Here is a 22,747-nt window from a genome sequence, read left to right on the forward strand (position 1 = left end):
CGATTTAGTGCGGTTGAACATGTCGCGGTCAAGGGTATTTACTCCTAAATCGGTCAGTAAAAAAGACGCAACCTGCGTGTTTTATGTGGTCACGGGTTAATGAGTTAAATCAGCGTTTACTATATCGATGACCGATGAAAACGAGGTTGCAGAGTCGCGTCAATACCAAAGCCATTACTGGCGGTGTTCAACTCAAACCAACGTACACCTTTCAATTTAGCCCCTCCGAGGCTAATAATCATTATACTTTATTAATACGAGCACAAAACAGACAAAAAAATACCGCTCATATTGAGCGGTATTGTTAACCGATTTTATTGACCGATATTGTTAACCGATATTATTGACCAATAATAAGGAATTAATGTTTTTTAAACGCATCAACCATATAGTGATCCTGTAACCAGTTTCGGCTAATTAATAATTTATAACCCATTTTGGTACGGTCTTTAGATCCATATCGACTAAGAACTCAGACTAGGTTCACCAACACTTAATCAAGCCATGTAACGCGCTTCAGTACCTTACGCATGACGAATTAACCATGTACCTCAAATGTTAGTCCACACCTTGTGTTCTTTCTCGACGCTAATATTGGCAGCATGTAATGAGCGTTCTACCGCACCCGAGTTAATGCGGGGTATACATCAATCCTGTTTGCTTAATACTCAACTAAAGGACCAAAGTACTTTTTTGTGATACATCCACAATGTAGTTATGCTTTAAAAAATTACGCCCAATGAGTAATTTGTATTTCATATGGCTACGGTCGCGTAAATTAACATAAATATGATGCAACTTATCCGAAAAACCGACATCGAGCTTCACCATGTAGCGGGTTTCAATGCCTTGTGAATTCTTCACCCTTAACGTACTGACAATTTCGGCTTGAATACGTTTTTTCTCACCACGTTCATTTTCTGTGGTGAATTCAACAATTTTACCGACATTACTTTTCATTTTTTTGAATGCGCCGCCAATGATTGTTAAATCTACCGCATGCAGAGAAGTCTTCCCCGCACCAGTATCAATGCGAGCATGATAGTGTAGTCCAGACTTAGCGACTGTCATGGTTTCAACTTGACTTAAAATGGTTTTATCACTCGCAAACACAGATATAGACAGCAAACACGACACAACAGAAATCACAATTTTTTTAAACATGATCGATCCCAAAAAAAACTAAACCAGTTAAATAACTGCCTGAACTAAGTCACTCAGCTCGGGATAATAAACGGTTATAAAACAGTTTTTTGTCCTGCTAACTGCATTGTATTGACTTGTAATAGGCTAGTTATTGACGCCGTAAGTCACAAGAGCTGCACCTTATTAGCAAATCAAATCACAAGTTCGATATTAAATAGCTCAAATATTCTGATTTTGGCATATTTATTCCATCTGTTAACCCGTGTTGATGTGATGGTCTCCTCCCAATACGGCATCGATGTGCCATGATTGAAGTTGTTACACACAATCAAAATGGGAGGAGACCAAAATGAAGATTACAACAATAGGGCTTGATATTGCAAAAAGATTTTTTCATGTTGTTTGCTGTAATAAGCAGGGTTGGTTAATTAACAAGAAAATGTTAACAAGAGCGCAAGTATTAGCTTTCTTTCAAACACACCCATCCTGTTTAGTTGCTTTAGAAGCCTGTGCAACGTCTCATTATTGGGCAAGAGAAATACAACAGTGTGGGCACCAGGTAAAACTTATTCCACCTCAACATGTAAAAGCCTTTTTAATTGGCAACAAAAATGACTATAACGACGCCTTAGCCATTGCTGTCGCGGCTAACCAGCCACATATTAAAAGTGTGGGAATAAAGTCGATAGAGCAACAAGATAATCAAGCACAGCATAAAGCACGCGAGTTGGCGGTTAGGCAAAGAACGGCATTATGCAACCAAATAAGAGGATTAATCGCTGAATACGGTATTGCGTTAACCCAAGGTGTAAACAATATACGTAAAAGTATCCCTCTCATGCTAGATGATGAGGCCTCGCCATTATCAGGGGCGTTTAAAGCCATACTTAGGCAGCTACAAAGCCAATTAACTGCATTAGATACGTGTATCGAAGCCTATAGCCAATTGATTGTTGAAGCAGTAAAGCGCAATGATATTTGTCAGCGAGTTCAAACCATACCAGGATTTGGCCCTATGGTATCGAGTGCTTATTTTAATGAAGTGGGTAATGGCAGTCACTATCGACGAGGCAGGGATGTTTCTGCTTCCTTAGGTATCGTTCCCCGCCAGCACAGTAGTGGGGGTAAAGAGACGTTGCTAGGCATAAGTAAGCGAGGGAATAGTTACTTACGGTGTCTGTTAATCCAAGGAGCAAAGGCTGTGGTATCAAGAGCTGGAACGAAAAAGGATAAATTAAGTCAATGGATAAACCGGCTTGTTCAAACTCGGGGGCATAACCGAGCCTGCGTTGCTTATGCCAACAAAATGGCGAGAATGGCTTGGGCTATTACCGTCTCAGGAGAAGATTATTCAGCAGAATAAGTAAACCGCTCTTCAAAGAATTGCGTGGGTAGAGCAAAACGATGACATAACAGGTAAAACCTGCATATTGAAAACCTGATAACCTCAAAGAGCGAAAAGCCCGACGAGCTGATAAGGACGATATGCGCGTAATACATCGAGGTCAGAAGCCAATAGCTTCATTAAAAGACCGTATATATGACAGCAATCCTGTCCCTGTTATCGATGAGTTATACCTTGCAATACGGGAGGAGACCATATATGAGGTTAAGTAGATTTATCGCAACAGATGAGCAACTTCTTGATCAAATAAATTTTTAATCAAACCTGAAAACTCAGTAATAAAGATACTTTGTTCGGGTGTGGCTTGATGATTAGCAACAGAGGCTAAAATCTCTTCTAAGTCGTATACTATTGCATCAATTTCACGGATCACTATATTACGCTGAGCAAATGATAATTGCGGGTTTTGACCACATACCATAATGATCTGAGCAGATAACTGATCTTCAAACAGTTCCATAACAGTTTCCGTTGTATTTACGGTATTTTCAGACGACTCAAACAGCCCTAAATGTTCAGTTAAATACTGAATTAAATGCATGTAGCCGTCTTTGTCGGTAACCATTGTGCCCCACCTTTCTTAAACACTACTTAGCCGAAAATGGCTCTCAATCTTGATGATTGAAAGTCATTAACAACCACAGGTAACTATTGCGCTAAGGTTAGCACAAATGACACTGGCACTGCCAAGCTGATACTCGGCAAACCCGCCATTTCTTTAAGTTTTTCGACACCCGACACAAGGCCAAATTCATTTGCTTGAATAATCACTGGCGCTAAACTTGAAATCACCATTTTCTTGTCAGATAATTTAGCCACTAACACTTCAAAACTTTTTTGTTGTTTCTGACCATGTAGTGAAATGGTTGCTTCAACTTGGGTCGTTAGCGTGTCACCGACTTTTAATCCTGCCAACAATTTGGGATTAACCACCGCATCCAAGGTTAACTTTGGAAACTGCGCAACTTCAAACAACACAGTCTGCATTCGCTGATCACGAATTTCTATTCCGGTATCAACACTGGTTAAATCAATCGATAAAGAAAATGCACCCGCATCCGTTAATTCACCTGCAACTTGTTTAAAATGATGTACTTCGGCAATATCGGCTTTCTTAATCGAAATAAAGCTCACCCGAGAATGATCTTGATTGACTTGCCAATCGCCTGCCATCACAGATGTACTCAGCAAGCTCGCGGCTAAAAAAGGTAACCATTTTTTCATCATAAAGTCCTTTGTATAGAAAGTCAGATTAAGTATAGAGTAATATTTCGTTATATCTTGCTGGGGATCAATTTAGCCAACCATTTATCTAACGCTTGTGCAAACGCATGCTTATCCGTTTGCGAAAAACTATTCGGGCCGCCAGTATGTATGCCACTGCTACGCATTTCTTCCATAAAATCACGCATAGTCAGTATCTGTTTGATATTCTCAGCGGTATACACGGTACCACGAGGGTTCAATACTAGTGCACCTTTATCAACCGCATCTGACGCGAGAGGAATATCAGCGGTGACCACTAAATCCCCTTTGACAACTTGTTCAACAATGTAGTTGTCTGCTTCATCAAAACCGGAACTCACTCGGATCATGCTAATTAACGGTGATCTTGGCACGTTAATCATTTGATTAGCCACTAACACCAATTGAATCGACTTACGCTCAGATGCCCGAAACAACATCTCTTTCACTGGATTGGGACAAGCATCAGCATCAACCCAGATTTTATTGGTTATCACCGCTAAAGGCTCCACTTCATTAACATTCATTAAGGTGCCAACCGATCAATATTCCAATCAGCATCGGTTTTGGTATAAATAAATCTGTCATGTAAACGATGCTCACCTCCTTGCCAGAACTCGATACTGCTTGGACGGACTAAATATCCGCCCCAAAACTTAGGTAATGGCACTTCACCCTGAGCATATTTGGCCTTCATTTCGGCAAATTTCCCTTCCAGTGCTTGCCGCGCAGAAATCTTGCTCGATTGTTTGGATACCCATGCGGCAATTTGACTGTCTTTGGGTCTGGACATGAAGTATTTAGCCACATCCAATATAGATAATGGTTCCGCTTGCCCTAATACTGCCACTTGGCGATCAAGAGCATGCCAAGGAAACAGTACACTGATTTTACTGTTAACGGCTAATTGTTTTGCTTTGCGACTTTCTAGATTGGTAAAAAACACAAACCCTTTATCGTCAAATTTCTTCAGCAACACAATACGTTGAAATGGCTGACCATCCTCATCAACCGTTGCGATAGACATGGCTGTCGGATCGGTAAGTTGTGCCTCTGTGGCCTGTTGCATCCATTGTTCAAACAGATCCATCGGGTTAGTAGGCAAATTGGCCCGTCTTAATCCACCTTGGGTGTATTCACGGCGAATATCACTTAAATCACTCATATTGGCTCCTCATTAACCTTGCGAGATCTATTCTACGCTGAGCAGGCACAAAAAAGCCAACGTCAGCACGTTGGCGAATGTGCTTAATGATAAAGTTGAAATTACTTTTTAATTAAGCCCTTACCTTCTGCCCAGACATGCAGCATTTCAAGGCCCAGAGTCGCTCCTGCAAGCGCAGAATTTCAGCCGAATCGTATGATGGCGCCACTTCAACAACCATACCAACAACCTTCATACCACGTAATCCACGAATAATTTTCATTGCTTTATCACTGGTTTATCCGCCACAAACAGGCGTGCCATTGCCCGGAGCATTAGCCGGGTCTACACAATCAATGTCGAACGTGATGTATAACGGCATATCAACGACGCGAGCACGCACTTGTTCAACAATGTGTTGCGCCGTTGCGGCATCAACCACCTCAAAGCCGTGGCCTTCTTTGTGGTATTCGGTACGAATACCACTTTGTATTGAATGCTCAACATCAATCAATCCTTCACGCGGTGCACACTAAATTTACCGATGCTTGGCGAATGGCATTAGGCCCCATACGACCACCTGAACGACCTGTTGTTGCCATATAAAAAGGTAAACCAATCACTACCACGTCGGCATCAGACTCCGTTGGTTTAACATTCAGTGGCTGGCGTAAATACCCGAATGCGTTTGAAGAAAGCAAATAATCAGGTTTTTCTGCAAAAGTAGTCATAGACTATCAAAAAGATGGCAAATGCCGATAATTACAATAATGTAGGGTTCAGTACTTCTAAGCAATCTTGCTGATAGTGGCTGAAGTGTATGTTAAAACCTTGTTCGATTGTCATTGCGCACTGGCTTAAACACAAGTACTTTAAAAACTGCTTATTGGCAATATTACTATTAAAACCAATAATGTCGCAGCTGTTTGGCTGCAATAATCTTACTAGCTCAGCAAAGATATCAACCTGAGTTGTGGTGAGATCAATGTTGGTTTCAACACTCACATAAGAACTATTTTCTTGTGGTGTAATGTGTATTGTAAAATATTCACAACCCCGAATACCGTTGATTGAATAGCCTAGCGGGCTGAATAAATACTGATCAATACTAAAACCATTAAATAATTGTTCCAGTTGCAGCATCAGCCCAATTTGAACCATTGATTGCTGATCACCCCGTAAATAATCCGCTATCGGACCCGAAATATGATACATCAGCAGTTCATTGGTGGTATCAAACCGACTGGCTTGATACTCTTTATCGGTAGTAAAAGTATAGTGATGATGGCTATCTAAATGACCCATTCGGTGGGCCTGCCCCGCAATAAAATGCCTTAACCTAAGCACATCGTCGCCAAAAGAACTTGCTTGTAAATGGGCATAGTATTCGTTTTTGCGCTGATAACAAACATATGCAATAGCTTGTTCACCTAAACGTTCAATGCAGTAGCATGCTGATTCTACTAGCGAGCTAGTGCCGCAAGTGAGCATAACGAGTCGATCATCCCAAACAAATAAACTCGATTCACTCAGTAAATAAGCATCGCAATATTCATTACTTATGCTAGATAAAATATCTGCATTTGAGGCAGCAACAAGCCCCACCCAAAATGTTCGATCTAATGACCGTAATTTAGGGGCTGATGCATTAACGATAATCTCTAACTTTTTCTCTGAACCTTCAAAAAACATCTTAGCAACTTAAAAGCCTAGCGACCTGCGGTAACTAGGCTTTTTGAATAACAAGTTAATGTAGTAAATAAGATTAAAAATCTTCTAGGTAAGTGTAGCCTTTAAGCCCTAACTGTAACTCTTCTAGGATACTGGCGCGCTCTTCTTCAACAATATGTTGATTCACAAGCTCTTCATAGGTGCGCATAAAGTCTACCGCATCTAAATTCACATAACGTAGCACATCAGCTACCGTGTCGCCTTGTAAAACAGACTCAATCTGGCTTGATCCACGCTCATCGATACGCACAACAGCTGAGTTGGTATCACCGAACAAGTTATGCATATCACCCAAGATTTCTTGGTATGCCCCCACCATGAAAAAACCAATCAGGTATGGGCTGTCTGCGCTCCACGCTGGGACGGGTAAAGTTGTTTCAATTCCCTGACCGTCAACGTATTGATCAACAATACCATCAGAGTCACAGGTAATATCTAACATTACCGCACGGCGCTCTGGTGCTTTATCTAAACCCGATAAAGGCAACACAGGGAACACTTGATCAATACCCCATGCATCAGGTAATGACTGGAATAATGAGAAGTTAACGAAAAACTTGTCTGCTAATTTTTCATTCAATTCGTCAATCACGGGACGGTGATAACGATTATTGTTACTTAATAATCCCTTCACTTCATGGCAAACACGTAAATTGGCTTGTTCTGCCCAAGCTCGGTCAGCCAAACTTAATTGACCCACAGCAAACAATGAGTGTGCTTCAGCAATATCACTTTGGCTATCATGATAAATTTCAATAATCGCACGCTGATCATATCGACCGCTGATTTCTAACCAAGATTGCCACATGTTGTGCAATAATTGCGGCGCCTCTTCACTTGGTTCTTGAATATTTTCTGGTTGATACGCTTCAGTACCAATCACATCAGTAATTAACACCGCATGATGCGCCGTTAAATGGCGACCAGATTCAGAAATAATACGCGGCATTGGTTGCTCGTACTCATTACATAAATCGGTTAATACGTTGACGATATTGTTAGCATACTCATTTAAACCATAGTTCATTGAGTTATTGCTTTGGCTTCGTGTACCATCGTAGTCAACCGCTAACCCGCCGCCCACATCGAAACAATCAATGCTGGCACCGAGTTGGCGCAATTCACAGTAAAAACGGCCTGCTTCGCTTACACCTTGGCGAATGTCACGAATATTGGCAATTTGCGAACCTAAATGGAAGTGTAATAACTGGAGAGAATCCAGCATATTAGCACTTTTTAATTCAGCAATAACTTTCAACACTTGTGCTGCAGACAAACCAAATTTGGACTTTTCGCCACCGCTGGCTTGCCATTTGCCTTTACCTTGAAAAGCCAAACGCACACGTAAACCTAAACGTGGAGTGATCCCTAGCTTTTCAGCTTCAGCCAATACCATTTTAAGTTCCGACATTTTTTCAAGCACGATATAGACTTTATGGCCTAGCTTTTCGCCGATTAATGCTAAGCGAATATATTCTTTATCTTTGTAACCGTTACATACAATAACTGAACTGGCTTTTTGCGCCATCGCAAGAACTGCCATTAACTCTGGCTTACTGCCGGCTTCAAGTCCCAACTGTGGAACTTCTTTCGATTTTTGGCTGGCTAGAATTTCTTCAACCACCGTTTTTTGTTGGTTTACTTTAATCGGATAAACTAACAAATAATCATTTTGATAATCGTATTTCTTAATTGCATCATTAAATGCTTCGCATAGACTTTCCACTCTATGGTGTAAAATCTGCGGGAAACGGACTAGTACCGGTAACGAAACGCCTGCTTCAACCATACTATTGGCTAATTCATTTAAGCCAACTTTATGATCCGGATTTTGTGGGTTAGGTGACACTGTCACTTCACCATCTTCACTAATACCATAAAAACCTTGGCTCCAGTGAATCACGTTATAACCAGAGCGAGCATCTTCGATAGACCAATCAGACATAATTATTTTCCGTATTTGTATCAACGTTAGCAGCGCCCCCATCGGTAGCCACTGCTTGTTAAATAATCCAGATAACGCCGTAACGTTAACTCAGAAATTAACAGGTTTACCAGCACTTTCATCATGGCTGTATAACCTGTGACAGACGAAATAAGCACACAGCTAACGAGTTTTAGACTGCGCCGTATTGTTATCGTCTTTAGCACCTTTTACTGTCGAACATCTTACGCAGATATTTGCAAAGCATGCAAATATTGGTTGCTGAGCATGGGCTGAAGACTGTAACAAGTATTTTACTCATTAAGGGGTTCATTAGTTCACTTTTCAGCTCATACTTAACACATTTTCGACCTTTTTAAAAACGGCGCAATTAAAACCTGCAATCATGTGTAATGCAAGTTAATTACCGATTAATTTTGATAATAATTTGCCAACAATTCCCATGGTAAACATCGACAAAGACAGTGATAACAGCAAATGATTTTAGATAGCGATTAATTCACACAACGTGAGCGAATTTTACGTGTATAATTAAGTGTTTTTATTAAGATCATCTTTTCATTTTTATTAAAGTAGAGTCATTCATGATACAGATCGGTAAACGTTATTCATTAGAAGTCGTTAAACAAGTTAATTTTGGGGTTTATCTAAATGCTCAAGAGCTTGGACAAGTCTTGCTTCCTAATAAATTTGTCCCTACCGGTTGTAATGTCGGGGATATGGTCGATGTGTTTCTTTACCTAGATTCTGAAGACATTGTGATTGCCACCACCCAAAAATCTCTGGCCCAAGTAGGTGAATATGCTTATTTAAAAGTGATTGCCACTGGGCCTTTCGGTGCATTTTTAGATTGGGGTTTAGACAAAGATTTATTATTACCCTTTGGTGAGCAACACAAACCGGCAGAAGAAGGCCACTCATACTTAGTCTATGTCCATGCCAACCATGCCGATGAACGCATTATGGCATCCTCTAAACTGGATAAGTTTGTCGACAAAACTGAAGCACACTACACCCAAGGCGAACAAGTTAACTTGATCATCGGCGGCACGACAGATTTAGGTTATAAAGCCATTATCAATCACCTGCATTGGGGCGTTATTTACCAAAATGAAGTGTTTCAAAAACTTCGCTTTGGACAAAAGGTCACTGGTTTTATTAAAACCATCCGCAGTGATGGCAAAATTGATCTTGTACTGCAAAAAGGTGATAAAGACGAGCTGGATAAAAATGCCCGTTTGATCATCAATAAACTGCGCAGCGCGAACGGTTTTTTACCCTTACATGACAAAACAGATGCTGATGTCATTTATGACAAACTCGGCATGAGTAAAAAAGCCTTTAAAAAATCCATTGGCGGCTTATTTAAAGCCGGTGAGATCACCATCGAAACTGACGGTATTCGGTTAACTGTGTGAACAATATTCGATTAACTTGAGTAAACTAGTCCAATCCTTTGAGAAAAAGCATGCCTCTGTTATAAAAGTAATAGAATCATGCTTTTCATTAAAAGGATACTGTGTATGGAATTAACCCAACTAGAAGCTAGAGTTATCGGATGCTTGCTCGAAAAAGAACTCACGACTCCTGATCAATATCCTCTGTCATTAAATTCACTCGCCTTAGCATGTAATCAAAAAAGCAGTCGCGAACCGGTTATGTCACTGAGCGAATCTCAAGTACAAACGATAATAGATGAACTTACCCAAAAACGCTTAATCAGCGAGCAATCGGGTTTTGGCAGCCGAGTCGTAAAATATAAGCATCGCTTTTGTAATACCGAATTCAGTGAATTACAGTTAACCAGTGCTGAAGTCGCATTAATCTGTGTGTTATTACTTCGTGGCCCACAAACACCAGGGGAACTAAAAACCCGTACCAACCGACTCCACGAATTTACTGATATGTCGCAAGTTGAGACCGCATTGCTGGCGTTAAGCCAACGGGAAAAACCGTCAGTAGTGCAACTCGCTCGAGAAGCTAATAAACGTGATTGCCGCTTCCTTGAGTGCTTTAGTGGCAACGTCGACGACTATCAAGTGAATAGTAGTCACGCCATTGAGGTTTCTACTCACACTCAGCACTCTTTACAACCAAACGATCGGGTCACAGAGCTTGAGCAAAGAGTTGATTTACTCGAGCAAAAAATCGCGCAATTAGAGACGCTATTAAACTAATTTATGCTTTCCATTAACGGGTTAAGCAAGGGAATAGATATGGACCGTACCACCTCTCCGTCGACACTTACTCATATTGGGTTATTAGCCAAATATGAACTCACCAAACGTTTTAGTAATAAAAGCGGCATGATTTCATTAATTGCCTTTATGTTAATTTGGGCCATTTTATTGCTTTATCCTATTAAGAGTGCGTCTGAATTTATCATGCTGCCCAGCTTTAAAAACGTTACCGAAGCACTGTTTGGGCCTGGGAGTTTACGTCATCTCTTCGAATGGCCTGTGGCAGAATTTGCCGTGTTCTGGTTGGCGGCACTCTATCTGTTTCCAATGTTTAGTATTTTTATAGCAGCTGATCAATTTAGTTCAGATAAACAACGTGGTAGCTTGCGATTTCTAACATTAAGAGTCAGTCGTACTAGTTTGTTTTTTGGTCGTTTCTTAGGTCAAATGCTTATTCAGTTTATGTTGATCATCTTAACGCTATTAGCGACCATAGCACTGGCATCATCTCGTGATATATCATTATTATTGCCATCAATAACAACCAGTCTTTTAGTGATGGTTAACCTAGTGATTATATTACTGCCTTATACTGCTGCCATGGCGGTGCTATCATTACAAGCAAACTCAGCCAGGCAAGCAAGTATTTTTGCGATCATCTTATGGGCTGTTGTATCGATTGTTATCGCCATAGTGAATATGAATTTTCCACAACTCAGCTGGTTAAATTGGTGTCTTCCTGGCTCGCAAATTGCGAGTTTGATCAACACCCAAGGATTAAGTTCATTGGCACTTGCTCCCATTCCTTTACTGCAAACTGCAGTTATTTTATTTGTCGGTAAAGTCTTGATGAGTCGGAGCGCACTATGAGTATTATTCAATGTGACAACCTTTCTAAACAATATGCCAATAAACTTGCACTCGATAACGTATCGTTAACCTTGACTGAAGGTGCTCCTATCGCATTAGTGGGTCCCAATGGTGCCGGTAAAACCACCCTATTCAGTTTATTGTGCGGTTATATTCAACCCACCACAGGTAGTATTAGGATTTTTGGTCATAAGCCTGGTAGCAAAGCGCTACAGGGGCTGTTATCGGCATTACCACAAGATGCCGCATTAGACCCTAATTTTACGATTGTGTCGCAACTGCAGTTTTTCGCTCAATTGCAAGGCATGACAGTCGCGGCTGCCAAGCAAGAAGCGTTAAGAGTGCTTACTCTTGTGGATTTAACCGATTCCGCTGATGCCAAACCTAAAAGCTTAAGCCACGGCATGGGTAAACGGGTATCAATTGCTCAAGCACTGATGGGTTCACCCAAAATTGTATTACTCGATGAGCCGACAGCCGGACTTGATCCTGCCAATGCGAAAAAAATTCGGCAGATTGTTAAAGACTTATCCGGTAAGACGACTTTTGTGATCAGTTCACATAATCTTGATGAGCTTGAAAAACTATGCGACCAAGTTGTCTATCTTGAACATGGAAAACTGCAACAATCCGTCTCTATAAACGCCAGTCAAGCCACAGACTTCCTCACACTTACCATGAAACAGTGCGACATGGACAGTCTACATCAGCAGTTATTAGGCCTTAACGACATTATTGAAGTAAGACGAATTAGTGATGAGCAGTATGTAATCGAGTATCAAAAACAATCAAGCTTTACCCTTGAAATGCAGTTATTTGAGCTATTTACCACCCATCAGTGGCAATATAAGGCATTGCTTAAAGGCAGAACCCTAGAGGAAACTTTGTTTTCTTAAGCCATCGTCATGGGTAAAACAACGCTTAAATACTGATGAGAAATGGATTAGCATTACCAAAAAGAGACTGAATAACCTGATGGCCCTAGTCAATGCCATTGCTTATTAATCTGTGATGACTCACCTAATTAATAAGCGATGGTATCCTTGTGCACATCAGTAATGCATCTGGTCAGCATAATGCAAAACGATTTACACTCCCATCACTGAACACTGTAAATTCATTAACAATATTACCGCTAAGCCACTGCACAGCAAGTTCTGTCACCGTTAAATCCCCAGAACTGTATTTACTCTAAAACGAAAAAAGTTCTCAAACAAATTATCTAAACAGCTACCCCCCTCACGGCAAGTGTTCTAAAACAATCAGTACTCTAACAACAAGTGCATTAAACTGAAAAGCCTCTTCACTCGCCCCCAATGAATATCATTAATGCAAATAACCTCAACGTGAGCAAGAAGTAACACTGCTCGATATAAGTCAAAATAGTTTCAACGATTTGATCTCAAACTTGCCCACTTTTTTTCGAGCAGAGCATTGCCCCCCCCCTCAATAGCCTATCCATTACAAGCCAATTACTACAGACGTCAAAGCCATTAGCAGGACAAGCTTTTTGACCACCGTTGACATATCCCACGCTAAGGTTAACTAGCTAACGGCCCCTTGCCGTCATGGCGCACGAACAATCGCCAATTCCCTTGGGTAGTTATGTTTATATCGCCAACACTCCCTAGGACAATCAAATAACGAGTGATGTTATTGAGTCGATGCTAATTGGAGGGAGCAATCGTGTTCAGTAATCTTGTTGTTCTACGGGAGTTCAAAGCGCTACAACGAAGGATAAGGCTTAAATGCCAATGTAGAGAGAAGGTAATAGGTTTCAGATTTACATCATGGCGCTGGCAAAAAAACCTCTTTAGACGCTAAATATATGCTAGTGAACCGATTAATCAAAAGTGTTATAAAAGCTTAGGGTCCATATATGGCATGGCTATTTTATGGAATAGTTATTTTGGCTACCTTGAACTAACAAGCGTAAGCGACGTAATATTTAATGTAATTGCTACGCTATTCATAAGGATATAAATGAGATTAATAACTTAGACAATGAGGTGAAACTGATGATTATATGATTTAGATGATTTAGATGATTTAGATGATTTAGATGATTTAGATGATTTAGATGATTTAGATGATTAGATGATTAGATGATGGCAACACACATAAAAAATGCAAAAAAAAACTGCAACAATAAATTGTTACAGTTTTAAAGTCCTAACATTTAGCTAAAGCTAAATATTAACCAACTACTGAAACGTTCTCAGCTTGAGGACCTTTCTGACCTTGAGTCACAGTGAAAGAAACTTTCTGACCTTCGTCAAGAGTTTTGAAACCGTCTGAATTGATAGCACGGAAGTGAACAAAAACGTCTGGACCAGACTCTTGCTCAATAAATCCGAAACCTTTATCAGAGTTAAACCACTTAACAACACCAGTAACTTGAGACATAATATATAAATCCTGTAGAAAAAAATAGTTAAAGCCTTAACGGCAGTAAAGCTGGAAAATGCCGGTATTACTTATGTTTACAGGACGAAACTGGTCGTATTGATAAATATAAGCCCAACCTTCAAGCTGAGTAGACTATAAACCATTCTCGAGATAAGTCAACAAACATCAATCAAAAGATAGTATTTAATTGGTGATATGACAAAATGGTTTATCTTTGAGCATCAGATAGTTATTTATATCAATGATCTGATTGTTTCTTGTTCCCGTTGATGAATTTCGATTTTAAAGTCTATCTCACACTCAAGCCCTTGCTCTATTATTTGAGACTTCTGTGAATCACTCAACTTCCAGGCGTAAGGTGTCATATTAAGAAAATGATCAATATCGTCTGCACGGGTTAGCGACAATGAGTAGCTCAACGCTTCGTGAGCTAAGTATGTAAAACCATCCAATACCAAGGGGCCTTGTGGGTGCAGCTTGGGCTCACTATAAATTTTCTGCTTTAAAGCATAATGATGTGTAGGACCAGGTGAAACCGTAATTAATATTCCACCCGGTTTTATCACTCGCTGTAACTCTTCAATCTTAGAGGGCGCATAAATACGGATCGCTAAATCAAAACTGTTATCTGCCAAAGGCATTTCAAACGCACTCGCCACACAAAAATGCAGATCCGAATAGCGTTTGGCTGCATAACGAATCGCAGATTTAGAAATATCTACCCCGAAAAGCTCACAATGGGATTGAGTGACAGATTGCAGCGCTTCAAACAATCGATGACTGTAATACCCTTCACCACAGCCTATATCGAGTATCTTATTAGCATCTGGAGCATATTCAAGCGCCAACTGGTTAACCTTGTCGCTTAAGGGCTGATAAAAGCCTTGATTAAGAAACTCTCTTCTAGCGAACATCATTTCTTTGTTATCACCAGGGTCTTTGGTTTTCTTTTTTTGTACAGGCAGTAAATTAACGTAACCTTCTTTGGCACAATCAAATTGATGACGTTGTTCACATTGCCAAGCATTTTGTTGTTTCACTAACGGGGCGCTGCAAATAGGGCAAATATAAGACATGGGTGGACTCTAGAGTTACTGAAAAATTAAAGATCGTCATCACACAGTTTAGTGACCATTTCCGACACATCTTTAGGGGCTAATAGTTCAAAACAATCTAATTTACGTTGTAATTGCTCATTATTATAAAGTTGTTCATTGGATGAACGCCCCAAATTAGGACGCTCTAATGACTGATGATAGGTTCGCAACAACCATTGGTGCTTATTTTGCAATAAATGATCAAGTTTTAATAGTTCAGTTGAGACACCAGGGTGGATTTTGCCCGACTCACCACTGAGGTAATCACGTAATTCTCGTCGGACTTGCTCTAATTCACTAATATGAACGGCCAGCATGTTAGAGGGCTCATTATAATCAAACTTACGCCCTAATATCGCTTTAGCCATAACGAGTGCTTGAGGTTCACTCAAAATCCGTAAGTCATTTTCTAAAGTCACCAGTTCAAAACGAGCTTCGGCTGATAACCTAAAATACATATCCTCATCAACGTTAATATTAATCGTCACTCCTCTTCTAAGTTGCTCGATACACACGCGAGGAGCCACTCCCATTGAAGGATATAATTTAATCCCCTGCCCCACGGATCGTCGTTGAGCTGGCGTTTGGATTAATGGCTGCGTATGCTCAAAAGCAAAAGTCAAAAACGGTTGGATACGTATAATTAGTGTCGCTTGGGTATGATTAACTTGGCTCACCACAAACTCAACCAAAGGATTACTCATCGTTGATAACACTAATAAATCACTCACACTTTCAGATAAGCGCAGTGTCAACGCAGTAGGTTGATTAATTTCGCAAACACTTGGTTGAGTAAAGAGATGGTGATCCATAGAATATTCCTTAATTACTTCGTTAAATTGTAACCAGCAAATCCCCATTAGTCACCAGTAAACAAGGCTATATTAGAAAATTTTTATTGAACTTTATCTCATTATCATTTTTTTATGCTGATAAATGTTAACATGGATTTAATCGCGAAAAGGATCTTATATTTACTATGGCTAACGCAATTCAACCCACTTTATTCTGGCACGATTATGAAACTTTTGGGGCAAATCCAAGCAAAGATCGCCCATCACAATTTGCGGGTATTCGAACCGATCTAGAGTTGAACATTATTGGTGAACCTGAAACCTTTTATTGCAAACTCGCGCCTGACTACTTACCGTCTCCCGAAGCCATATTAATTACCGGTATCACTCCGCAGCTTGCTAATCTTAAAGGCGAACCTGAAGCTGAGTTTATGAAACGTATCAATACGTTATTTAGCCAGCCTAACACCTGTGTCGTGGGCTATAATTCATTACGTTTTGATGATGAGGTCAGTCGTCATGGTTTCTATCGTAACTTTATCGATCCCTACGCACGAGAATGGCAAAACGGTAATTCGCGTTGGGATATTATTGATTTAGTTAGAGCTTGCTATGCATTTCGCCCTGACGGTATTAATTGGCCAAAGAAAGAAGATGGCTCACCCAGTTTTAAACTGGAGTTACTCACCCAAGCGAATGGCTTAAGTCATGAAAAAGCCCATGATGCCATGTCTGATGTTTACGCCACCATTGCAATGGCGAAACTGATAAAGCAGAAACAACCTAAACTGTACCAGTATTATTTTAATTTAAGACGTAAACAAGCGGTTGCTGACCACGTTGATGTATTAAAAATGCAACCTTTGGTTCATGTCAGCTCGAAAATTAGTGCGCTTCAAGGCTGTACTACGTTGATTGCACCCGTGGCGTATCATCCAACCAATAAAAATTCAGTGATCTGCATTAATTTGGCCATGGACATCTCACCTTTGATAGAGTTGTCCGCGCAAGAAATTAACCATCGTATGTACACTCCTCGTCAAGAATTATCAGAAAATGAGCTGCCAATACCGCTCAAGCAAATTCAGCTTAACAAATGCCCTTTTGTTGGTTCGCCAAAATTACTGGATGACGAGGTCGCGGAGAAATTACAGTTTGATAAAGCATTTGCACGTGAGCAATATAAACGCTTAAAAAACCATCCCGAATTACGTGAAAAGCTTAACCAAGTATTTGAACTTGAATCAAATCGCAAACCGATTACCGATCCTGATTTAATGCTTTATAGCGGTGGATTTTTTAGCCATGCAGATAAATCTAAAATTGACATTATTTGTCATACCGAACCTCGTAACCTAGCGGCGTTGGCATTGCAGTTTGATGATCCTCGTATCGATGAAATGTTGTTTCGTTTCCGGGCCCGTAACTACCCAGGAACATTAACAGACAGTGAAGCTCGTAAATGGCGAGATTTCTGTCAACAACGCTTATCTGATGCCGATTATGTGATTAAACTCGAGAACCTGGTCGAAGAAACCAGCGAGAATGAACACAAACAAAAGCTATTAAAAGCCCTATATCAATATTTACAATCATTATAGTGAATTTTCACTTTGCTCAATTTATTTCATTTAAGGATTAAGGGAATGCAAAATCGTTTTTTAAACAGCATTACTCAACTAGACAAGCCTTTGGCTACAGCACTTGTGCCATTATTACATGACCAATTTTGTGGTCATATTGATGCCAGCCAATTTGCAGGCCTTGTCAAGGCAAGCGGTAAACCAGAACAGCAAGTGCTCATGGACTTATTGCCCATTGCAGCAGCACTTGCAAACCCACCAATAAGCGAGTTTTACGTCGGCGCCATTGCAAAAGGAGCCAGTGGTGACTTGTACATGGGCGCCAATTTAGAATTACCCGGTGAAGCGTTATTCCACAGTGTACATGCAGAACAAAGTGCCATCAGTCATGCGTGGTTAAGTGGTGAAACAGAAGTTGTTGATATTATTGTTAATTTCAGCCCCTGTGGCCATTGCCGTCAATTTATGAACGAACTGGTCAATGGCAGTAAGATTAACATTCACCTACCAGAGCAAGAAACCCAAACGTTAGCCCATTATTTACCCTATGCTTTTGGACCGGCAGACTTAGATGTCACCATGCCACTATTAAGTAAACGTGAGCTAGAATTTAATTGTGATTCAGATGACCCAATGATCATCGAAGCCATTGACCAAATGGGGCTAAGTTATGCGCCATACACCAATAGCAATGCAGCTGTTGTGTTAGAAACCAACGATGGCGCCACTTTCTGCGGCCGCTATGCTGAAAGTGCGGCATTTAATCCATCAATGCAACCGATGCAAATGGCTTTATCCAATCTAATTCGCAACAATCGTCAATACAGTGAAATAAAGCGGGCAGTATTAGTGGAATCATCTGTAGGAAAGATTACCTTAGTCGGTGCCGCAATGGATGCCCTGCATGCCATTGCCCCAATTGAACTTCAACACATGGTTGTAGAACCTTTGCTGAAATAAATAACATCATATTGGTTATCTTAAAACGGTAATGACGATGTTTTGACAAAAAAAGGCGCTAATCAGCGCCTTTTTTATTAGGATTAACACTAGATTACACCTAGATTAATAATGTAATAGATTTTAACAAATTGATGTTAATACCATGCTAAGCTAATCAATTTGTGGGTATAACATTTAATAAGTCACTCTTTGTTAGTCACTAATTATTAGTCACTTACTGATGAATTGAATTGTTTACCCCCCATATGTTTTCATCTTAAGTTGCACTTGATAAACAATGTTTAATACCACTTACAAAGTGTTTGTCAGAAGCTAAGATAATGAATAGCATTGTTGTAATGAGTGATGTTATGAACCTCATACAACCAAATTATTATAACGAGCACCTTGTTACCATTGAACAAGCAAACGTAAAGCGAGTTACTATTGCGCATATCTAGCCTTAACAAGATCTTACTCTTTATCCTGTTTTGCACAGTCGCTTTAGTGTGGGCCATCATCGAAAATGCCAAGCCTCTTGCGGTCAAAATACTGAATAACTTATTGGCTGATAACCATATCGAAGTCCTTAACTTTGATGCGGAATATGTCTCATTCAATCATCTTTATATTCCTAGACTGGTATTGAAAATTGAAGACAGTCATATCGCGATTCAAGAGTTTAACCTTGAACTGCGAGACAGCCTGCAAATCCTTAAAAACCAACAAATCAGCGCTGACGATATTGTAAGTATCAAAACACAAAGTGTTTATGTTGATTTGGGTGACAGTTTTTTCATTCGTCAATCACAACAAACTGAAGAATCACCGGCTGCAATGCAACTCAACCTGGCTAAATTGCCGATGATTGAGTTAGGTGAAATTAACATTAAGCTTCCTGTGCTGGATAAAAATACCCCACAGCAACACACTTTAAAAATGGACCAGCTCACATTGACCCAAAAAGGTCAGCTAAATACTTTGTGGCGTTTTAATGACTTCCCGCTATTTAGTCTCAATGCCACCTTAGACAAACGTGTATGGCAATTTACCACCCTGGTTGATTTAGGCTTAAGCTATCAGGGGCTTGAGTCGTTAGAGCAATATTTAAGCTTATTAACCAGCAAAGCGCACTCACAACAAGCGCAAACCAATAATATGCTTCATGGTTTACACAAACAGTTGTCACAAATACTGCAACCCATTCGTCAGCAGCAAGTGACCATTGACGGCCTGTGGACTGCCAAGAGTAAAATAGATTTAATCAGCGGCGAGATGAGCAGTCAACAATCGATAGACGAGTTCTCCCTGCACTCTCCACTGTGGCCCAGTGTCTATTTTGCGCCGCAGCAACCGGTTAACGTCGTGCTTAATGTGGGTAACTACCCAATAACGGCATCATTAGACGACAACAAAACCACTGACACATTCGCGATAAAAATCGACATTGCCCCAATAAACTATCAACTGTCACCCTCTGAGCACGACAGAAACCAGTTAATTGCATTATTAGCCGATGATCATGCTAGTCAAATAGTTCACATCATTGAACAATTAACCCCTAAATCGGCTTCCCAGCCAGCCCACATTAATGTGCAGATGGCCTATCCTATTGAAGTTGTTCTTCCTCTGCAAAATGATGTGTTACCGCTGCAGATGTCAATCCCTGATCTGGCGGTCAGCATTGAAGGGTTATTGCTACAAAGCAAGCTGAAACTGGCACATACTATATTCAACAGCCATCAACAATTTCGCAGTGATGTCGACTGGGATCTAACCTTAGCGACGAGTAAAACGGCCAACAACAAGAGCGAACAACAACTAGTACAAAAATCTACCACCGACAAGGCTACGGTCATAAAACCAGTAACCGCCAGCGTAAATAAAAATGCATCCATACTAGTTGCCACGCCTGCGCCAAGTGCTATAGATATTAAAGCCTTATTCCCTGAGCTCCCCTTAGATCAGCTTTCGTTGTCAGATGCAAAAGTGCATTTAGTCGGTCAAATATCACAGCAACAACATCAATTAACACTGTCATTACACCCGAGCTCCAGCCTAGCCGTCAACCACACAAGCTTTTCGCGAAGCATATCCAGTGATAATGAACAACACACCAAACAGACCAAAAACACCTCGACACAATTGGGTTCATTCGGGTTTACTCTCAACGACACTTCGACCATGACATTCAAACAACCTAATACTCAAATCAACCTATCACCGTTTACCGTGCAAATTAGCCAACTTATCGCCCAACAAGCAATCCATTCGGACAAAAGTAAACTATCGACCACACAGGCCTCGGTGAGTAAAGCCGATATTAGTATCAACCAAGGTTTATCCCTAGCGTTAAATCAACATGATGCCATCGAAAAGTCGCTAGCACATTGGCTACAAATCCCGGCGACTAATGACATAAGCTGGCGCATCAATAAGCTCGACATAACAAAACAACTGGGCAAAAATCGCCGCCAACCTCTGCTTGCGCTGGATAAGCTTAACGTCACTCAGCAGCTTACCTTGTCCAAAGGATTACTGGTGGGTAGTGAGCAATGGCAACTCGATACACTTAACTTAAGCAGTTATCACTTACTCAAATTTGCCGATAAAAAAAGTCCATTATCATTAGCGGGTCAATGGACGTTTGATACCGACATTGAAGCAGCAATGAAGACATTACAAAAAGTCCAACCGTTACCCAGTGATTTGTCTATTCAAGGCCACAGTAAACTTGTAGCAGGCTTTGCATTAAGTGAAATAGACAACACCAGTCAGTTTGAAATGAAAATTCAACAGCAGTTATCATCCTTGTCAGGTCAATGGCAAGATAAATCATTTACCGGTGGAGACGTGTTTGCCCAATGCCAATATAACTGGCAACAAACTCACGATGGTCCTAATACTCCTGCTGCTGAAAAACACTTTGCCCACAGTCAATTAGTCTGCCCACAAACCGCAATCAGTTTACAGCAAGCTAAGCTTGGGTTATCGCTAACAAACTTGAATCTAAATGCCGATATCGAACTCAATAAAGATGGCAACAAAACGCCGACCAACTGGTTACAGCAAGTCACAGGGTTAAGCGAAACCAACATCAATCTTACCGCCAGCGGTGACATGCTTGATGGACGCTTTTTATTACCTGAGTTTGTGCTAAAACTACATGATAAATCTTATGGATACTTGTTATTACAAGGGCTCAGTTTAGAGACGTTTTTACAAGAACAACCGCAAGTGGGTGTTAAAGCCAATGGCTTATTTGATGGCGTATTACCTGCTGAGCTCGTTGACGGTAAAGTGACTATCGAAGGCGGGAAACTCGCCGCACGAGCACCTGGCGGATTAATTGAAGTTGCCGGAAATCCTGCAATGGATCAGCTAGAATTATCTCAACCTTATCTTGGATTAGTCTTTACCGCACTTGAGCATCTTAACTACAGTGAATTGGCGAGTACATTTGATATGACGCCAAGCGGAGAAGCGGTAATAAATATTGGTGTAAAAGGTAATAGCCGTGGAATTGAGCGCCCTGTTCATCTCAATTACACTCACCAAGAAAACTTAATTCAATTATACAAAAGTACCCAGATCAGCAATCAACTCCAAAACAAAATTGAAACAAAAGTCCAATAGCAGCATAAAAAGGATAGTCCACGTGAAATATTCATCGATATATTTAGTTAGTCTTAGCACCATAATGGCATCGTTATGGCTCTCAGCCTGTACGCCCACGGTAAAGATAGAACCACCCGATAAGCCTATTGTAATTAATTTAAATGTTAAAATTGAGCATGAAATTAAAATTAAAGTGGAAAAAGAGCTTAATAATCTACTTGAAAATGATGAGTTATTTTAAGCTGAGGTGATCAACATGAAATCGACATTCACTCTAGCAACTGCAATATGCTTAACCAGTCTATTATGGTGTGCCACCGCGTGGGCAATGACATTGCAAGAGGCCAAAACGGCCAGAATAGTGGGTGAGCAACCCAATGGTTATTTAGGCGTTGTCATTGAATCACCCGAAACGCAACAGCTAGTACTCACCATTAATGCCAAACGCAAACACTATTATCAAATCATCGCTAATCGCCATAATATTAGCCTTGATAAAGTCGCGACACTCGCGGCACAAAAAGCCATTGAAGCAGCCGAACCTGGGCATATGATCCAAACACCACAAGGGCTGTGGCTAAAAAAATAACCACGCGAGTTACCTCAACGTGGTTATGTCTTTTTACAAAAAATAAGCG

Annotated in this window: 20 protein-coding genes and 1 pseudogene; 10 read left to right on the forward strand and 11 right to left on the reverse strand. The window is 40.5% G+C overall.

The genetic code is table 11. The annotated features are described in order from the left end of the window. Positions 1–672: 672 nt before the first annotated feature. Positions 673–1,164 carry an ATP-dependent zinc protease family protein gene (locus tag EGC80_RS22775; protein ID WP_233768542.1) on the reverse strand — a complete coding sequence of 164 codons (492 nt, stop codon included), beginning with the start codon at positions 1,162–1,164 and terminating at the stop codon, positions 673–675. Positions 1,165–1,495: 331 nt separating this feature from the next. On the opposite strand from EGC80_RS22775, the gene EGC80_RS18235 reads away from it, so the two are divergent. Further along, positions 1,496–2,509: an IS110 family RNA-guided transposase gene (locus EGC80_RS18235; protein WP_124011682.1), complete on the forward strand. Its 1,014-nt coding sequence runs from the start codon at positions 1,496–1,498 to the stop codon at positions 2,507–2,509. Positions 2,510–2,765: 256 nt separating this feature from the next. On the opposite strand, the gene EGC80_RS18240 is transcribed toward EGC80_RS18235, so the two are convergent. From EGC80_RS18240 to speA, 7 genes and pseudogenes are all read right to left on the reverse strand, one after another. After that, positions 2,766–3,116: a DUF3802 family protein gene (locus EGC80_RS18240; protein ID WP_101031956.1), complete on the reverse strand. Its 351-nt coding sequence runs from the start codon at positions 3,114–3,116 to the stop codon at positions 2,766–2,768. An 83-nt stretch (positions 3,117–3,199) separates the two neighbouring features. After that, entirely contained in the window at positions 3,200–3,775 is a 576-nt protein-coding gene (locus tag EGC80_RS18245; RefSeq protein ID WP_101031957.1) for a YceI family protein, read from the reverse strand. Between the two features lie 50 nt (positions 3,776–3,825). After that, a complete protein-coding gene (locus EGC80_RS18250) occupies positions 3,826–4,323 on the reverse strand; it encodes a YaiI/YqxD family protein (protein ID WP_101031958.1) in 498 nt (165 codons plus the stop codon). After that, entirely contained in the window at positions 4,323–4,961 is a 639-nt protein-coding gene (gene pdxH / locus EGC80_RS18255; RefSeq protein WP_124011683.1) for a pyridoxamine 5'-phosphate oxidase, read from the reverse strand. The genes EGC80_RS18250 and pdxH overlap by 1 nt, the downstream gene beginning before the upstream one ends. Before the next feature lie 101 nt (positions 4,962–5,062). Beyond that, positions 5,063–5,671, reverse strand: a pseudogene (locus tag EGC80_RS18260) (arginase family protein). Positions 5,672–5,702: 31 nt separating this feature from the next. Then, complete coding sequence (locus tag EGC80_RS18265) at positions 5,703–6,632, reverse strand: adenosylmethionine decarboxylase (protein WP_124011684.1); 930 nt, start codon at positions 6,630–6,632, stop codon at positions 5,703–5,705. Between the two features lie 73 nt (positions 6,633–6,705). After that, a complete protein-coding gene (gene speA, locus EGC80_RS18270; RefSeq protein ID WP_101031961.1) occupies positions 6,706–8,616 on the reverse strand; it encodes a biosynthetic arginine decarboxylase in 1,911 nt (636 codons plus the stop codon). A gap of 584 nt (positions 8,617–9,200) precedes the next feature. Here speA and EGC80_RS18275 point away from each other — a divergent pair. The 4 genes from EGC80_RS18275 (at position 9,201) to EGC80_RS18290 (ending at position 12,562) form a co-directional block, all read left to right on the forward strand. Then, positions 9,201–10,034 (forward strand): CvfB family protein, encoded by an 834-nt coding sequence (locus EGC80_RS18275; protein WP_101031962.1) that lies wholly within the window; start codon positions 9,201–9,203, stop codon positions 10,032–10,034. Between the two features lie 105 nt (positions 10,035–10,139). Further along, on the forward strand, positions 10,140–10,793 hold the full coding sequence (locus EGC80_RS18280) for a YceH family protein (protein WP_124011685.1): 654 nt from the start codon (positions 10,140–10,142) through the stop codon (positions 10,791–10,793). Between the two features lie 39 nt (positions 10,794–10,832). Further along, on the forward strand, positions 10,833–11,666 hold the full coding sequence (locus EGC80_RS18285) for an ABC transporter permease subunit (protein WP_124011686.1): 834 nt from the start codon (positions 10,833–10,835) through the stop codon (positions 11,664–11,666). Beyond that, the gene (locus tag EGC80_RS18290; protein ID WP_124011687.1) at positions 11,663–12,562 is read left to right on the forward strand and encodes an ABC transporter ATP-binding protein; all 900 of its coding nucleotides are present in this window, start codon (positions 11,663–11,665) and stop codon (positions 12,560–12,562) included. Before EGC80_RS18285 ends, EGC80_RS18290 begins: the two co-directional genes overlap by 4 nt. 1,300 nt (positions 12,563–13,862) lie before the next feature. Here the strand turns inward: EGC80_RS18290 and EGC80_RS18300 are convergent. From EGC80_RS18300 to EGC80_RS18310, 3 genes are all read right to left on the reverse strand, one after another. Further along, positions 13,863–14,072 (reverse strand): cold-shock protein, encoded by a 210-nt coding sequence (locus EGC80_RS18300; protein ID WP_011496716.1) that lies wholly within the window; start codon positions 14,070–14,072, stop codon positions 13,863–13,865. A 236-nt stretch (positions 14,073–14,308) separates the two neighbouring features. After that, positions 14,309–15,151: a 23S rRNA (guanine(745)-N(1))-methyltransferase gene (gene rlmA / locus EGC80_RS18305; protein WP_124011688.1), complete on the reverse strand. Its 843-nt coding sequence runs from the start codon at positions 15,149–15,151 to the stop codon at positions 14,309–14,311. A 26-nt stretch (positions 15,152–15,177) separates the two neighbouring features. Next, positions 15,178–15,984, reverse strand: coding sequence for a hypothetical protein (locus tag EGC80_RS18310; protein ID WP_101031967.1), 807 nt, complete (start codon positions 15,982–15,984; stop codon positions 15,178–15,180). A gap of 167 nt (positions 15,985–16,151) precedes the next feature. Between EGC80_RS18310 and sbcB the strand changes: the two genes are divergently transcribed. From sbcB to EGC80_RS18335, 5 genes are all read left to right on the forward strand, one after another. Beyond that, positions 16,152–17,567: an exodeoxyribonuclease I gene (gene sbcB / locus EGC80_RS18315; protein WP_124011689.1), complete on the forward strand. Its 1,416-nt coding sequence runs from the start codon at positions 16,152–16,154 to the stop codon at positions 17,565–17,567. Positions 17,568–17,612: 45 nt separating this feature from the next. Beyond that, the gene (cdd, locus tag EGC80_RS18320; protein ID WP_124011690.1) at positions 17,613–18,509 is read left to right on the forward strand and encodes a cytidine deaminase; all 897 of its coding nucleotides are present in this window, start codon (positions 17,613–17,615) and stop codon (positions 18,507–18,509) included. Between the two features lie 429 nt (positions 18,510–18,938). Beyond that, a complete protein-coding gene (locus EGC80_RS18325; RefSeq protein WP_124011691.1) occupies positions 18,939–22,127 on the forward strand; it encodes a YdbH domain-containing protein in 3,189 nt (1,062 codons plus the stop codon). A 64-nt stretch (positions 22,128–22,191) separates the two neighbouring features. Then, the gene (locus EGC80_RS18330; RefSeq protein ID WP_101034683.1) at positions 22,192–22,350 is read left to right on the forward strand and encodes a YnbE family lipoprotein; all 159 of its coding nucleotides are present in this window, start codon (positions 22,192–22,194) and stop codon (positions 22,348–22,350) included. A gap of 15 nt (positions 22,351–22,365) precedes the next feature. Beyond that, positions 22,366–22,698, forward strand: a complete 333-nt coding sequence (locus EGC80_RS18335; RefSeq protein WP_101031971.1) for a YdbL family protein — start codon at positions 22,366–22,368, stop codon at positions 22,696–22,698. Positions 22,699–22,747: the final 49 nt, after the last annotated feature.

Source organism: Shewanella psychromarinicola (assembly GCF_003855155.1).
In the GTDB taxonomy this organism is placed as follows: domain Bacteria; phylum Pseudomonadota; class Gammaproteobacteria; order Enterobacterales; family Shewanellaceae; genus Shewanella; species Shewanella psychromarinicola.